Below are 13,249 nucleotides of genomic sequence, written 5' to 3' on the forward strand. Positions count from 1 at the left end.
TGTAAATAAAATTGGTACACGATCGCTGGCCTTGGCTTGTCGTGAGTCTGGTATTAGTTGCAATATAGTGGCAGCAGAGAATAAAATTTTACCTTTTAATTGCGTGGATCCTTTAAGGTCATCTAGCAAAATCAAAGAAGTACAATTCGAAAAACAAGTTTTCGAAGTTACTCCTTTCTCACTTTTTAACACATGGTTCAGTAATAAGGGATTCTATACTTCAGATAAAATAATCGACAGCATTAAAAATTTGAGAATAGCTGAAATCTTGAATAGAAAAAAGAATAATTATAAAAATTAACAGCACTGAAAAAGTTATTTTCTTGTAAAACCCCTGACAATTTATTATTAAAAATGTTTGATTTGCTTTGAGGAAATAAAAATAATTAATCATTTTTATAATTTGAAAAGAATTCGAATAATTCACCTCCTAATTCAAAAAATTTATATTTTTTCTGCAAAAGCACATCGTCGTCCCAATTTTATTATTCTAATATCAATTTCATCACCAGGCTTGCCTCCTGGAACGAATATAATGAGGCCGTTTATCCTAGCAATGCCATCACCCTGCTTCCCTACATCAACAACCGTAACATGATATTCCTTACCTTCTTCAATGGTTATTATCTCTCTGCTACTTTGAATATATTCATTAGACATCTTTACCCGATCCCATAGAGGAATGACGAAATTTCGCGACCTAGACCTTGGGAAATCAATTCGATTTTCATTTCTTTTGTTGTTGAGATATTAATTATCATTATTCCTTATTCCCCTTTAATGACATGACCCGAACTGAGCTTTCAACGAAATCCGAGCCGTCCGAATCGAAATAATCGATTGCTTTCATTGGCATATATTCTGGTAGAACCTCGATTCTAGTTACGTATCGCAAGATTCCGTATTCTCCCGAAATGAAATATACTCATAACCATATAATATGAATGCTTTAATGTTTATACCAATAATATTAGAAAGAATTAATCTCATCCTAAAGAAATGTATTAAATATGGAAGGCCAAGCATTCCCAGAGCTAACGCCGAATGCAGTAGCTGTTCTTCGACATCGATATCTCCTTAGAGACGAAAATTCCATAATTGTAGAAACACCAGAAGATCTTTTCAGAAGAGTGGCCAAAAATGTTGCTTCTGCTAATGAATTTTATAATGATGGCCGCTCACGCCGTTCAGAAGAAGAAGAATTTTACCAAGTAATGAGAAGTCTAGATTTTCTTCCAAACTCACCTACGCTAATGAATGCTGGAACCCCATTGCAACAATTAGCTGCCTGCTTTGTAATACCTATAGAGGATAGCATTGAAAGTATATTTGAAGCCATTAAGAATGCAGCTATTATTCACCAATCTGGAGGAGGAACAGGTTTCTCATTTTCTCGCCTTAGACCTCAAGGAGATGTCGTTCGATCAACGGCGGGTATAGCTTCAGGGCCGATTTCATTCATGAGGGTTTTTGATGCTGCGACTGAAGCCATTAAACAAGGCGGGAGAAGAAGAGGGGCTTCTATGGGGATTTTACGGGTGGATCATCCAGATATAGAAGCCTTTATTCATTGCAAAGACGACCTACGTTCTTTTCCCAATTTCAATATCTCAGTTGCAGCAACAGATGAATTTATTGAGCGAGTTAGAAGGAAACAGGAATATGAATTAATCAATCCACGAACGGGTAAGGCGGTTGGCAGACGAGATGCTTCATCTATAATGGATCAGATTTGTAGTTCGGCATTGAGGAGTGGAGATCCTGGTATGATTTTTATTGATACCATTAATGCAGCTAATCCTACACCTGACCAAGGTCCTATTGAAGCAACCAATCCCTGTGGGGAGGTTCCTCTTCTCCCTTATGAGGCGTGTAATCTAGGTTCCATCAACTTGAATAGATTTTTAATTGATGACGGAAATTACAAAATAGATTGGGACAGACTCGCATCTATCGTGGATGTAGCAATTCGTTTTCTTGATAATGTGATTGATGTCAGTAGATATCCTTTACCAGCAATTAATGAAGTGGTACATGGTAATCGCAAAATAGGATTAGGTATCATGGGATTTGCGGATATATTATTGAAGTTAGGAATTCGCTATGGTTCCAAGGAATCATTCGAAATAGCAGAGAGAATAATTTCATTCATTAGAGATCAAGCGATAAGGACCTCTGAAAATATCGCTTCGACAAGAGGTTGTTTCCCACGTGCTAAAGGCCCTATAATGTCTAAAAGGCGGAATGCTACATTGCTCTCTATTGCACCTACTGGGACAATTAGCATGATAGCTGGATGTTCAAGCGGCATAGAACCTCTCTATGCCATTACGTATGTAAAGCACGTTATGGAAGGAACGCACCTTCAGGAAGTGAATCCTTATTTTGTAAGAGTGGCTAAAGAAAGAGGGTTTTTTAACGAGGTGTTAATGGAAAAATTAGCAAGAGAACATTCTCTTTCGAGAATTGAAACCATTCCGAAAGATATAAAAGAGATTTTTGTCACCAGTTTTGATATTCCACCTCTTGAACAAGTGCAAATGCAAGCTATTTTTCAAAAATATGTAGATAATGCTGTGTCTAAGACGATCAATTTGCCCAGACAATCGCGTGTTGAAGATGTTAGAGAAGTGTTTTTGAAAGCCCATGAACTTGGATGTAAGGGTATAACTGTATATCGAGAGGGGTCAAGGCCATCGCAAGTTCTTACTTCCGTTAAATTCCAGGCTCCTTGCCCAGATTGTGGATCATTAATGAGATATGAAGAGGGGGCATTGGTTTGTCCAGCTTGCGGATACGCTACGAGTTGAATCTTAAACTTTTGCAAAATTAACTATAATATAATAATCAAGATTGATTGCCAGATGACTATGTTTATAAAGTTACGAAAGGAGTTAGGTATCAGCGGGCGTTAAATTCAACGCAACGCAACCACCGGCTTCGGGCAACAAAGACGCCTTTCCCTCCGTTAGGTGCTTTCCCCCCTCTCCTATTTTGGTCCGAAGTCGGTCCACCTAATTTTTCATTATACATAAATGCATGATTAAATATTTATTAGGAGTTAGTTTTAAATGCACAATATTATACATTTATACTCAAAAATGTTATATATTGACTAACGATTACACTGAGACATGAAGTCAAAAACAGACATCCGAGTGACTTTGGACTTGGACGATATACCTAAAAAATGGTATAATATAGTAGCTGATTTACCTGAGCCGCTTCCACCACCATTAAATCCAGGTACTAAAGAGCCTTTGAAATTTGAAGAATTTCGTGCTATTTTCCCTGATGAGATTATTAGGCAAGAAATGTCGACTGAAAGATATATAGACATTCCAGAAGAAGTCAGAGATAGATTAATAATGTTAAATCGACCCAGCCCATTGGTAAGAGCTATCAGATTGGAGAAAGCGTTAAAGACCCCGGCTAAAATCTATTTTAAAAGAGAAGATCTCTCACCCGTTGGAAGTCATAAACCAAATACGGCTTTAGCCCAAGCATTTTATAATATGAGACAGGGCATTCAAAACCTTACAACAGAGACCGGCGCTGGACAATGGGGGTCTTCGTTGGCCCTAGCCTGCCGCATATTTGGGTTGAACTGTAAGGTGTTCATGGTTCGAGTCTCATACGACCAGAAGCCTTATAGAAGATATGTGATGGAAACATACGGTGCAAAAGTGTACCCTTCTCCATCTATGGAAACAGAATTTGGAAGAAAACTATTGGAGCAAAACCCACAAAACACAGGATCACTAGGCATTGCAATTAGTGAGGCCATTGAAACAGCAGTACATTCAGACAGCTGCAAATACTCACTGGGAAGCGTTGCAAATCATGTAATGTTACATCAGACTGTCATAGGACAGGAGGTAATAAAGCAGTTTGAGAAGATCGATGTGGTCCCAGATTATATGATAGGGTGCGTAGGTGGTGGAAGCAACTTCGCAGGTTTTGCCTTCCCAATGCTAGGTAAGAAGCTAAAAGACCGGTCTATCGAAACTGAGTTTATTGCGGCGGAGCCGACATCAGTTCCATCTATTACTAAAGGAGAATATCGTTATGACTTCGGAGATACAGCTGGACTAACTCCACTTTTTAAAATGTACACTCTCGGACATGATTTCATGCCTTCACCTATTCACGCTGGGGGTCTAAGATACCATGGTATGGCTCCAACTGTAAGCCTAGCGGCAAAATTAGGCCTAATAAAAGCAAAGAGCGTTCCTCAGAAAGAGACGTTTTCCGCAGGTATTTTATTTGCCCAAACAGAAGGAATAATCCCTGCACCAGAGAGCACCCATGCCATCGCAGTCGCGATAGAACTTGCAAGAAAAGCAAAGGAAAATAATGAGGAGAAAGTTATTGCATTTAATCTCTCAGGCCATGGCCTATTAGATATGAGTGGTTATGCCAATTATCTGAGTGGAAAAATGAATGAAAATTCATAAGCAACTTTGAATAATATCAAAAAAAACCAAACGCGATATTATTTTTCAATTTTAAACATATTTATCTGATACAATATTACTTCCGGAATGGATGTGATGATTTGAGACCGGCAATAATTGTACATGGGGGGGCATGGGACATACCCTTGGAAGCTCATGAAAATCATAAGAATGGATGCAAGCAAGCCGCTGCCGCTGGATACCGTAAAATGCTAAATGGGGGATCCGCCATTGATGCAGTCGAGAATGCAGTACGACATATGGAAGAAGATCCTACTTTTGATGCTGGTAGAGGTTCATTTCTAAACAAAGACGGCGAAATCGAATTAGATGCAATCATTATGGAAGGAGACGATTTGGGATTAGGGGCTGTGGCTGCAGTACAACATATCTTACATCCCGTCTCATTGGCAAGAGCAGTTATGGACAACACTCCACATTGCATGCTGGTAGGTGAAGGGGCGCTGCGCTTCGCACGATCCATAGGAATGGAAGAGATAGAAGTACCAGAATTGCTGACCTGCCGCGAATTGGAAAGATGGAGGTCTATCCAGGCCAGTAAAACTTTCGATCAGAAATCCTTTTTTAGGAAGGCCGATGGAGATTATAAGCAAAAAGGTACAGTTGGGGCAGTGGCTATAGACAGCGAGGGGTTGATAGCAGCAGCGACATCTACTGGAGGGACACCGAATAAAATGGCAGGGAGAGTTGGTGATTCACCTTTAGTTGGTTGCGGAAATTATGCTGATAGCAATATAGGAGGCGTTTCAGCAACAGGATGGGGGGAGTCGATAATGAAGACTGTATTAGCAAGAAAGGTGTGTGATTTCCTTGAACGAGGAAAAACTGAGTGGTCTGCAGTAAAAGATTCTATTTTATATTTAGAGAAAAGAGTAAATGGCTTTGGGGGGGTCATTTTAATTTCTAAAGAAGGGAAAATGGCCTATTCATTCAATACACCACATATGGCAATCGGCTGGGTAGACGCTTCTGGTCACCTTGGGGCTGAAGTAAAATCACTATAAGAAAAATGATAAAATTTTTTAAAATAGTTTTAGAAAATATTTAAAAAAGTTATAGCGCCTGGCAAACCATTATTGAAATAAAACAAATTTTTCCATATCTGTTTTTAGAATATTAATGGAAATTATTACACTAAATATATTAATGCAAATGCTAGCTCAAAGATCATTATAAACGTCTTATGTTGTATGAAGAGCGTCTTTTCTTAAGAATACTCACTTTATAGAATAGCATAAAAAAAGGTGATGGATTACGCTCTACAAGATTCTATATATACGAAAAAGTGGAAATTTGGATCCCATTTAAAAATAACATAGAACGAGGATTAAAAACACAACTTCCCAATAATAAGAAAGCAATTCTGCATAGAGATAATTCAGAAGCAGGAGATGACTTCGACAGATGGGAGCCTTGAGAACTATAAAAGCCATAATCTTTGATTTGGACGACACGCTAGTAAAAAGTGGTATAGATTATTATGGTATGAGAATGGCTATTGTAAAAAAGCTTATTGAGATGGGGGCTGACCATTCTAGCGTTGACTTATCCTGGACTATTACAGATAATATTTATTATGGCAAAAAAAGTATATTATATAATAAAAAATATAAAAATGAAGAAGAAATCGATTATGAAATAAATACCATACTAACATCTATTGAAATTAAAGCTATTGACCATATACGCCCAATCACTGGGTCGAAAGAAGTGCTCTATGAAATGCAGAGATGGGGCTTACCCACAGCAATACTAACGCGAGCTTCCAGAGAATATGCAAGCAAGGTCTTGGCTATCACAGGAATGAATAAGTATATCAGTTACTACATTTGCAGGGATGATTATCGATTAGAAGAAGCCAAGCCAAATCCTTTAGCACTAGAAAGAGCGGCTCAGAGCATTAACGAGAGGCCACGAAATTGTTTATACGTCGGTGATCACGTGATGGATTTGGAATGCGCTAAGGCTGCTGGGGCTCAATTTTTAGGTGTTCTCACCGGCCAAATAACAAAAGAAATGTGGCTGAATCATGGTTGTAATACAATATTACAGAGTATTGCTGAACTTCCAAAATATATCAGGGATAGATTCGCGAGCAATTTAATATCTTGAAATGCTTATTATACTAAAACATGTCAAGAAGCATTTTTTCCAATGATGCACCTAGACCTATAGGCCCGTATTCCCAGGCTATGGAGTGTGGAAACCTTGTTTTCGTTTCAGGTCAATTGGGTATAGATCCCAGTACAGGGCAATTAGTAGAGGGAGGAATTGGAGCTGAAACAACTAGATGTCTAAAAAATATCAATGCAATATTATCACTTTTAAATTTAAGTTTAAAAGATGTTGTAAAGACAATCGTGTTCATGACTGATTTAACTGAATTCAAGGAAATGAATCTTGTTTATGCATCATTCTTTCAATTATCGACCCCAGCACGTTCAGTCGTAGAGGTTTCTAGACTACCATTGGGGGCTAAGATAGAGATAGAGGCTATAGCTTCGTTTTGTTGAACATCTTTTAGATTTAATTTATTTTTTATTAGGTTTAGCGCACTAAGATTAGCATACATTATATTTATTGAAATTCATTTAAAATTTTGCGCTAATACCTTAATATGGCTCAACTTAGAAATCGCACACCATTAAACTAGTTAAGTTCATCTTCAACATGATGCCTAAGTTTCACCACACATATCTTCTATTAATAATTTAAATGTATTAATAATTATTTCTTTAATATAATATTACAAAATTTAAAATCCATTAATAATTATTAGCTCGAGTAAAATCGAATATAAATGCGATAATTGTTGAAATAATTGCTCTTCCTATATGATTGCTTTCAGCCAATTTTTCTCATATGGGGTGGGTGCTGACTGGACAGACCATTATTTTAATGACGTTGATTCTCACAGACTCTTAGCGCCAAAGAATGCCTTATAATCTATTTAATTGCACCAAACTTTTCACATAATTCAACGTTGCTGCTAAAAGTAGGTAAGCTCGACAATAATTTGTAAGTTATCCACCCAACTCAGGTACTCAAACAGGTTTAAAAATACGAAATATTTAAATATCGATTCCATTAAGGCTCTTAAAAAATATTATCCGCATCTCAATGATATTTATTTTTTATTTTAAAACTTTGCTTATGAGATAAAATCTGGAAATAAGCATTTTGATTTATTATTTAAGCGTAAATGATTTATCTGAACTATAAATGAATATAGTAATTTACTTCAATTGATTCAGCACTTATTGAACATGATGGAGATAAAAGAAGACTCGGAAAGTGAGTCAAAAGATAACTATAAGAAAACCAGAATGTCGAGTTTCGGCCTTGCAGGAATGACATGTGCATCTTGTGCTGAAACCATCCAAAGAAGATTGTCTGATCTTGAAGGTGTAGAGAAAGCCACAGTAAACCTTGCGACTGAGCGTGCTACTGTTATCTATGACCCTAAAAAGACCGATATCGATAAGATGGTTAATGCGGTGAAGGAAGCAGGATATGAGGCATTAGTCAGCGAAGCTACGATTTCTATCGGTGGGATGACGTGTGCATCTTGCGCCAATACAGTGGAAGAAGCTTTGATGGGCCTTCAAGGGGTGCATTCTGCTATAGTTAATCTGGTCTTAGAAAATGTAAAAGTAAAGTATGATCCTCAAATGGTAAGACTAGGTCAGATAAAGAGAGCAATAATCGATGCAGGCTACGAAGTCATAGAAGCAGAGAATATAGATGCCGAAAGGGAATTGCGACGATTGGAAACTAGACGTCAAAAAATGATGCTTGCTTTTTCCCTTGCACTTTCCATACCAACCATGATCTTGTCCATGCTTATGATGTTCGCGTCATTTGGCGATCAACATTTAATTATGCACTATGGAAATTATATACTATTTATTCTGGCAACGCCGGTCCAATTCATTGCAGGATATCGCTTTTATAAAGGGGCGTTCAAGGCGCTTTCGAATCGAAAAGCAAATATGGATACCTTAATCGCTGTTGGTACTAGTGCTGCCTATTTTTATAGTGTTGCTGTAACCTTTTTCCCGCCACTCGTTCCATTTCAAGATATATATTACGATACATCGGCAATGATTATAACTTTGATACTTTTTGGTAAGTATCTAGAGAGCAAAGCGAAAGGCTCCACCTCCGAGGCAATACGAAGATTGATGGATCTTCAGCCTAAAACTGCCCGTATCCTTAAGGACGATGTTGAAGTTGAAGTAACAGTGGATGATCTAGTTGTTGGAGATATTTTCCTCGTCAGACCAGGTGAAAAAATCCCCACTGATGGTCTGGTAATGGAAGGTCAGTCTGCCGTTGATGAGTCGATGATAACTGGTGAAAGCACCCCAGTTGAAAAAGGACCCGGTGCCGAGATATTAGGAGGAACGATTAATAGGAGTGGTTTTCTAAAAGCTCGTGCCACTAAAGTTGGATCAGAGACAACCCTTGCTCAAATCGTGAAGCTTGTCGAGGATGCGCAGGCATCTAAAGCACCTGTACAACGGCTAGCAGATAAGGTAGCAAGTATATTCGTTCCGATCGTTATTCTAATTGCCTTAGCAACTTTTACTATTTGGTATTTTTTCGCATATGATTTATTTTTTATTATGCCAGCTCCTCGATTCGCCTTCTCCCTTACAGCTTTCATATCAGTTTTAGTTATAGCCTGTCCTTGCGCTTTAGGACTGGCAACGCCAACAGCTATTATGGTGGGTACAGGGAAAGGAGCAGAGTTAGGGATTTTAATAAAAAATGGGGAGGCTTTAGAGATTGCTGGTAAAATTCAAGTTGCTGTATTTGATAAAACAGGGACCTTGACTAAGGGAGAGCCTGAGGTAACAGATGTAATTCCTTATTCGGTAAGTGAAAATGAGCTTATATTTATCGCTGCGTCTGCAGAAAAGGGTTCGGAGCATCCATTGGGAAAGACGATAGTTAAAAAAGCTGTAGAAATGAACCTTGAATTAAGGGATCCAGAAGATTTCGAATCGATACCTGGCAAGGGCGTTATAGCTTCAATGAATGGAATGAAGATATTAATTGGCAATAGGCGCCTAATGGAAGACTATAAGATTAATACCAATTTCCCGGAAGAGATGGCAAGTAGGTTAGAGGATGAAGGCAAGACAGCCATGCTAGTTGCTAAAAATAACGATATAATAGGAATTATTGGGGTCGCGGATGTATTGAAACCATCCTCTAAAGAAGCAGTGGATGAATTGAAGCGGATGGGGATAGAAGTAGCAATTATAACAGGTGATAACAAAAGAGCAGCTTTGGTTGTTGGTAAACTTTTGGAAGTAGAGAACGTCATGGCAGAAGTACTTCCAGAGGAAAAGATAAAAGAGATTGAAAAATTGCAAGCGCAGGGCAAGGTAGTAGCTATGATTGGCGATGGCGTGAATGATGCCCCCGCTCTAGCAAAGGCAGATGTAGGAATCGCCATTGGTTCAGGTACTGATGTAGCCATGGAATCAGGAAATATCGTTCTAATAAAAAACGACCCAAGGGATGTAGTCGCTGCGATTCAATTAAGCCGAAAGACCATGGCAAAGATACGTCAGAATTTATTTTGGGCATTTGGATACAACACAGCAGGGATACCTATTGCTGCAGGATTGCTTTTCCCATTCACTGGTGCTCTGCTCCCACCAATCGTCGCAGCTGGAGCTATGGCGATGAGTTCAGTTTCTGTAGTAACGAATGCAGCCCTCTTAAAACGTTACACACCAGAAATCGTGAGGAAATACACTAGTGAGGTGAAGAAATGACGGCTATAGATCCGATATGTAAAATGGAGGTTGAAGAAAAAACGGCTAAGTGGACATCCGAGTATAAAGGCAAGAAATATTATTTCTGCGCTCCAGGTTGCAAGAAAAAATTCGATTCGGATCCAGAGAAATGGTCTAAGGCTTGATGATATATTGAGTTGCAAGAGTTAAATCGATTTATAGGTGAAATACAATTTTTTCAATGAGGTAAGAGATGAAATGCTGAAAATGTGATCAAAACTTTCATCGATTAGGGCCTTCCTGTTGTGATGAATTTGTAGCCCGGCCTTTTTAGAAAACATTCCTTACAATGGAAATGAGTGAAATGATTTCGATGCCAAATTGACTGCCTTATTATGTATGATAAATGGTGTAATCATTGTTACATTTCGTGGCTAGTTGATGGAATTTTTAACAAATCTTTCGAGTGAGAAAAAAAGCAATTCCCATTTAATATAATAGGCGCTCATTCCGATTTTGCAATAAAACCCCTACTCATTTTTTTGGCTCATTCGATTCAACGGGAAATTCAAAAACATATTGAGCAGATAATATTATATCGCATAAAAAATAAGATAAGAATTTAAATGGTTTAAAGGTGTCTTTACACCAACCCTAATGCTGGTGACCGCCTAGACCCTTTTTCTTCCTTTCTTCCTCATATATTTCAGCTTTCTCTTCAAACTCATTGCTTTTGGGAAGAGCTTTTTTCGCTAAACCTGCACCATCCATAGCCAGCTCAAAAAGTTTGGAAGAGACTGTTATTCCATAACGGGTCTTCATTTCCAGTAATTTCCCTGGGTTCATTATCTCCTTTTTGTCCAAAGCATTTTTTATGGCTTTCATCTGACGGACATTGTCTTTGCCACGTATGATTTCAAGATTTGAAGCGAAGAAAGCTCCGAATCCTAAAGGTCTGCCTCCATGCTCATAAGAGATGTCAGATATTTTTTTGTTAAAAGCATATGAAGTCATCTGGAGCAATGAATCTGGGTTGAAGAAGTAATAAGGCATGAACATGACTGTATTACGATCGCACATTATGCCTATTATCGCTCCATCCATTTTGAATTCATCAAGGAGCTTGTAGCATTTATCGGCGACAATGCTAAAGTCTTTTAATCTTACTACAATTTCCCCTGGGATGCATCCTAATCCTACTTCCCTGGACCTGAACTCGTAGCTACGCTCATCCCATTCGTGTTGTCCCACCTCCGGCGGCATTTTCCTTCCTCCATGTTTGGAAATCATTGCATCGACAGCCGCCTCGTCCCTTTCCACATTCTCTTTTGAACCTTCAAAGGCAATATTTAATATCGTCCCAACTTCAGGCGCATGTTTTCCTGCTTTTCTAAGATAATCGAAGTGTTTGCCGTCAGAAAAAGCGATATGCAATGGAATAACTTGAGATCGGCATAATTCCCAAAGGGCAGGTGCTAAATCCTGCAATTTCGAAAACGCGTACGAAACATTTTTGATTGTTCCTCCGAAAGGTTGTAGCTTTAGAGTCACCTTCGTTATTACACCCAATGTGCCCTCTGCTCCTACTTGGAGAGCATTTAGATTATAACCAGCTGAATTGTCGGCTACATCTCTAAATCCAGTCTCGCAAACAGAGCCGTCAGGCATGACCACTTCCATACTGCGGAGATTCAAACCTGGCCCTCCATATTTATAAGAGCCTATGCCGACACCATCTTTGGCTATCCAACCTCCAATAGTAGCACTTGGAAAAGAGCTTGGATATGAGCCAAGTAAAAGGCCTTTGGCAAGACACGCTTCATATACTTTCTTATAATCTGCTCCGGCTTCTACCGTACAGCAAAGATTGTCGACATCGATATCCAAGATCTTATTCATACCACCTGCAAGATCAATTACTATTCCCCCAAAAACTGGCATGCTACCTCCCAAACCCCAACTGGAGGCCCCACGGGGAACTATCGGTATACCTTCCTCATTAGCAATTTGGACGATTTTTTGAACGTCAGAGGTGCTACGAGGACGTACTACTATATCAGGAATATTCAAGAAGCCCAATTGGGCTATATTTGGCAATGGTGCCATATCATGGCTGTAAAGCAATCTCTCCATTTTGCTAGTCTTCACATTTTCCTTCCCTATCGCGGCCTCAAGCTTTTTGACCGCACCGATTGGGGCGTCCCGGACGACCTTTTCCTCAGCAGCTGCCATCGATTATCCCTCGTTAAATTAAATAGCGAACCTGTCTGGGGATAGTCTATGCTATATTTAAATTCCACTTCCAAAGAACATCTAGTTTCATCTACTGGATTATTGAATCAAATCATATTAGGATTAAAAGGTTATAAAACATTAAAAAATTCAATTATTTGATAAATTGAGCGGTTAAATTTTGAAACAATTTTATTTATTAAATTTAAATATATATTTAAAAAAATCAGATTATTTTGAACCTTGAATATTTGACTAGCCGCCGAAGATTAAAAAGATCGATGAGTGTATACAATTTGAAATAAATTAATAAAGAAGTTAATCTTGCGATTGTTTTTGATTTTTTACTTTATATTATAAAAATTAAACTAATTTTCTAAATTATTCTTTGGAAATTCAATTTAAAATATATATCAATAATAAAAATTCATTTTTTTCAATTTTTTCTTAAAAATAAAGAGGATGCTCCAACATAAAGATTATTCTATATCGATTTAGATGAAAATCGTATTATGCCTGGGGTTTACGTTGCTCCGGAAAGATTCGACGACCCCACTTCGCCATTCCTCAAAATGGCGACTCAGCACGGCGGTCGATGTCCCATTCCACACCAGATAAACGCAGCCTGCGCCATCTGGATGGCTCTGCTTTCCCAAGTTATCACCTTAGGGAAGGCAGAACATCATGGTGCTCATGATGCATAGGACCGAACGGACCAAGTAATCGATCTTAGCGACCCTTGTTATTCCGTTCGCCTTCTAGAGCCTTTCCGCCCCCAGGCATATC

The 13,249-nt window shown here is 38.5% G+C and carries 11 protein-coding genes; 9 read left to right on the forward strand and 2 right to left on the reverse strand.

Annotated features, from left to right (window positions below):
* Window positions 1-301 (forward strand): hypothetical protein (locus QW520_06885; protein ID MEM0449526.1); only part of this gene is annotated, 301 nt, incomplete at its 5' end.
* A 143-nt stretch (window positions 302-444) separates the two neighbouring features.
* Here QW520_06885 and QW520_06890 read toward each other — a convergent pair.
* Window positions 445-660 (reverse strand): TRAM domain-containing protein, encoded by a 216-nt coding sequence (locus tag QW520_06890; GenBank protein ID MEM0449527.1) that lies wholly within the window; start codon window positions 658-660, stop codon window positions 445-447.
* Between the two features lie 350 nt (window positions 661-1,010).
* On the opposite strand from QW520_06890, the gene QW520_06895 reads away from it, so the two are divergent.
* The 7 genes from QW520_06895 (at window position 1,011) to QW520_06925 (ending at window position 10,416) form a co-directional block, all read left to right on the forward strand.
* Complete coding sequence (locus QW520_06895) at window positions 1,011-2,810, forward strand: adenosylcobalamin-dependent ribonucleoside-diphosphate reductase (GenBank protein MEM0449528.1); 1,800 nt, start codon at window positions 1,011-1,013, stop codon at window positions 2,808-2,810.
* A 324-nt stretch (window positions 2,811-3,134) separates the two neighbouring features.
* Window positions 3,135-4,457: a TrpB-like pyridoxal phosphate-dependent enzyme gene (locus tag QW520_06900; protein ID MEM0449529.1), complete on the forward strand. Its 1,323-nt coding sequence runs from the start codon at window positions 3,135-3,137 to the stop codon at window positions 4,455-4,457.
* A 101-nt stretch (window positions 4,458-4,558) separates the two neighbouring features.
* The gene (locus tag QW520_06905; protein MEM0449530.1) at window positions 4,559-5,482 is read left to right on the forward strand and encodes an isoaspartyl peptidase/L-asparaginase; all 924 of its coding nucleotides are present in this window, start codon (window positions 4,559-4,561) and stop codon (window positions 5,480-5,482) included.
* 400 nt (window positions 5,483-5,882) lie between these two features.
* On the forward strand, window positions 5,883-6,590 hold the full coding sequence (locus QW520_06910; GenBank protein ID MEM0449531.1) for an HAD family hydrolase: 708 nt from the start codon (window positions 5,883-5,885) through the stop codon (window positions 6,588-6,590).
* 20 nt (window positions 6,591-6,610) lie between these two features.
* Entirely contained in the window at window positions 6,611-6,991 is a 381-nt protein-coding gene (locus tag QW520_06915) for a RidA family protein (protein ID MEM0449532.1), read from the forward strand.
* A 753-nt stretch (window positions 6,992-7,744) separates the two neighbouring features.
* Window positions 7,745-10,270, forward strand: coding sequence for a heavy metal translocating P-type ATPase (locus tag QW520_06920; GenBank protein ID MEM0449533.1), 2,526 nt, complete (start codon window positions 7,745-7,747; stop codon window positions 10,268-10,270).
* The gene (locus tag QW520_06925) at window positions 10,267-10,416 is read left to right on the forward strand and encodes a YHS domain-containing protein (protein ID MEM0449534.1); all 150 of its coding nucleotides are present in this window, start codon (window positions 10,267-10,269) and stop codon (window positions 10,414-10,416) included. The genes QW520_06920 and QW520_06925 overlap by 4 nt, the downstream gene beginning before the upstream one ends.
* Before the next feature lie 469 nt (window positions 10,417-10,885).
* On the opposite strand, the gene QW520_06930 is transcribed toward QW520_06925, so the two are convergent.
* The gene (locus QW520_06930) at window positions 10,886-12,463 is read right to left on the reverse strand and encodes an FAD-binding oxidoreductase (protein ID MEM0449535.1); all 1,578 of its coding nucleotides are present in this window, start codon (window positions 12,461-12,463) and stop codon (window positions 10,886-10,888) included.
* A gap of 512 nt (window positions 12,464-12,975) precedes the next feature.
* Between QW520_06930 and QW520_06935 the strand changes: the two genes are divergently transcribed.
* Window positions 12,976-13,167 carry a hypothetical protein gene (locus QW520_06935; GenBank protein MEM0449536.1) on the forward strand — a complete coding sequence of 64 codons (192 nt, stop codon included), beginning with the start codon at window positions 12,976-12,978 and terminating at the stop codon, window positions 13,165-13,167.
* The last annotated feature ends 82 nt before the right edge of the window (window positions 13,168-13,249 follow it).

The sequence above is a fragment of the Methanomassiliicoccales archaeon genome (assembly GCA_038740345.1).
In the GTDB taxonomy this organism is placed as follows: Archaea; Thermoplasmatota; Thermoplasmata; order Methanomassiliicoccales; family UBA472; genus JAJRAN01.

Bases quoted from the DNA above. Each gene is read 5' to 3' on its own strand.
- QW520_06890 (MEM0449527.1), bottom strand. From the start codon at position 660: ATGTCTAATGAATATATTCAAAGTAGCAGAGAGATAATAACCATTGAA.
- QW520_06895 (MEM0449528.1), top strand. From the start codon at position 1,011: ATGGAAGGCCAAGCATTCCCAGAGCTAACGCCGAATGCAGTAGCTGTT.
- QW520_06900 (MEM0449529.1), top strand. From the start codon at position 3,135: ATGAAGTCAAAAACAGACATCCGAGTGACTTTGGACTTGGACGATATA.
- QW520_06910 (MEM0449531.1), top strand. From the start codon at position 5,883: ATGGGAGCCTTGAGAACTATAAAAGCCATAATCTTTGATTTGGACGAC.
- QW520_06915 (MEM0449532.1), top strand. From the start codon at position 6,611: ATGTCAAGAAGCATTTTTTCCAATGATGCACCTAGACCTATAGGCCCG.
- QW520_06920 (MEM0449533.1), top strand. From the start codon at position 7,745: ATGATGGAGATAAAAGAAGACTCGGAAAGTGAGTCAAAAGATAACTAT.
- QW520_06925 (MEM0449534.1), top strand. From the start codon at position 10,267: ATGACGGCTATAGATCCGATATGTAAAATGGAGGTTGAAGAAAAAACG.
- QW520_06930 (MEM0449535.1), bottom strand. From the start codon at position 12,463: ATGGCAGCTGCTGAGGAAAAGGTCGTCCGGGACGCCCCAATCGGTGCG.
- QW520_06935 (MEM0449536.1), top strand. From the start codon at position 12,976: ATGCCTGGGGTTTACGTTGCTCCGGAAAGATTCGACGACCCCACTTCG.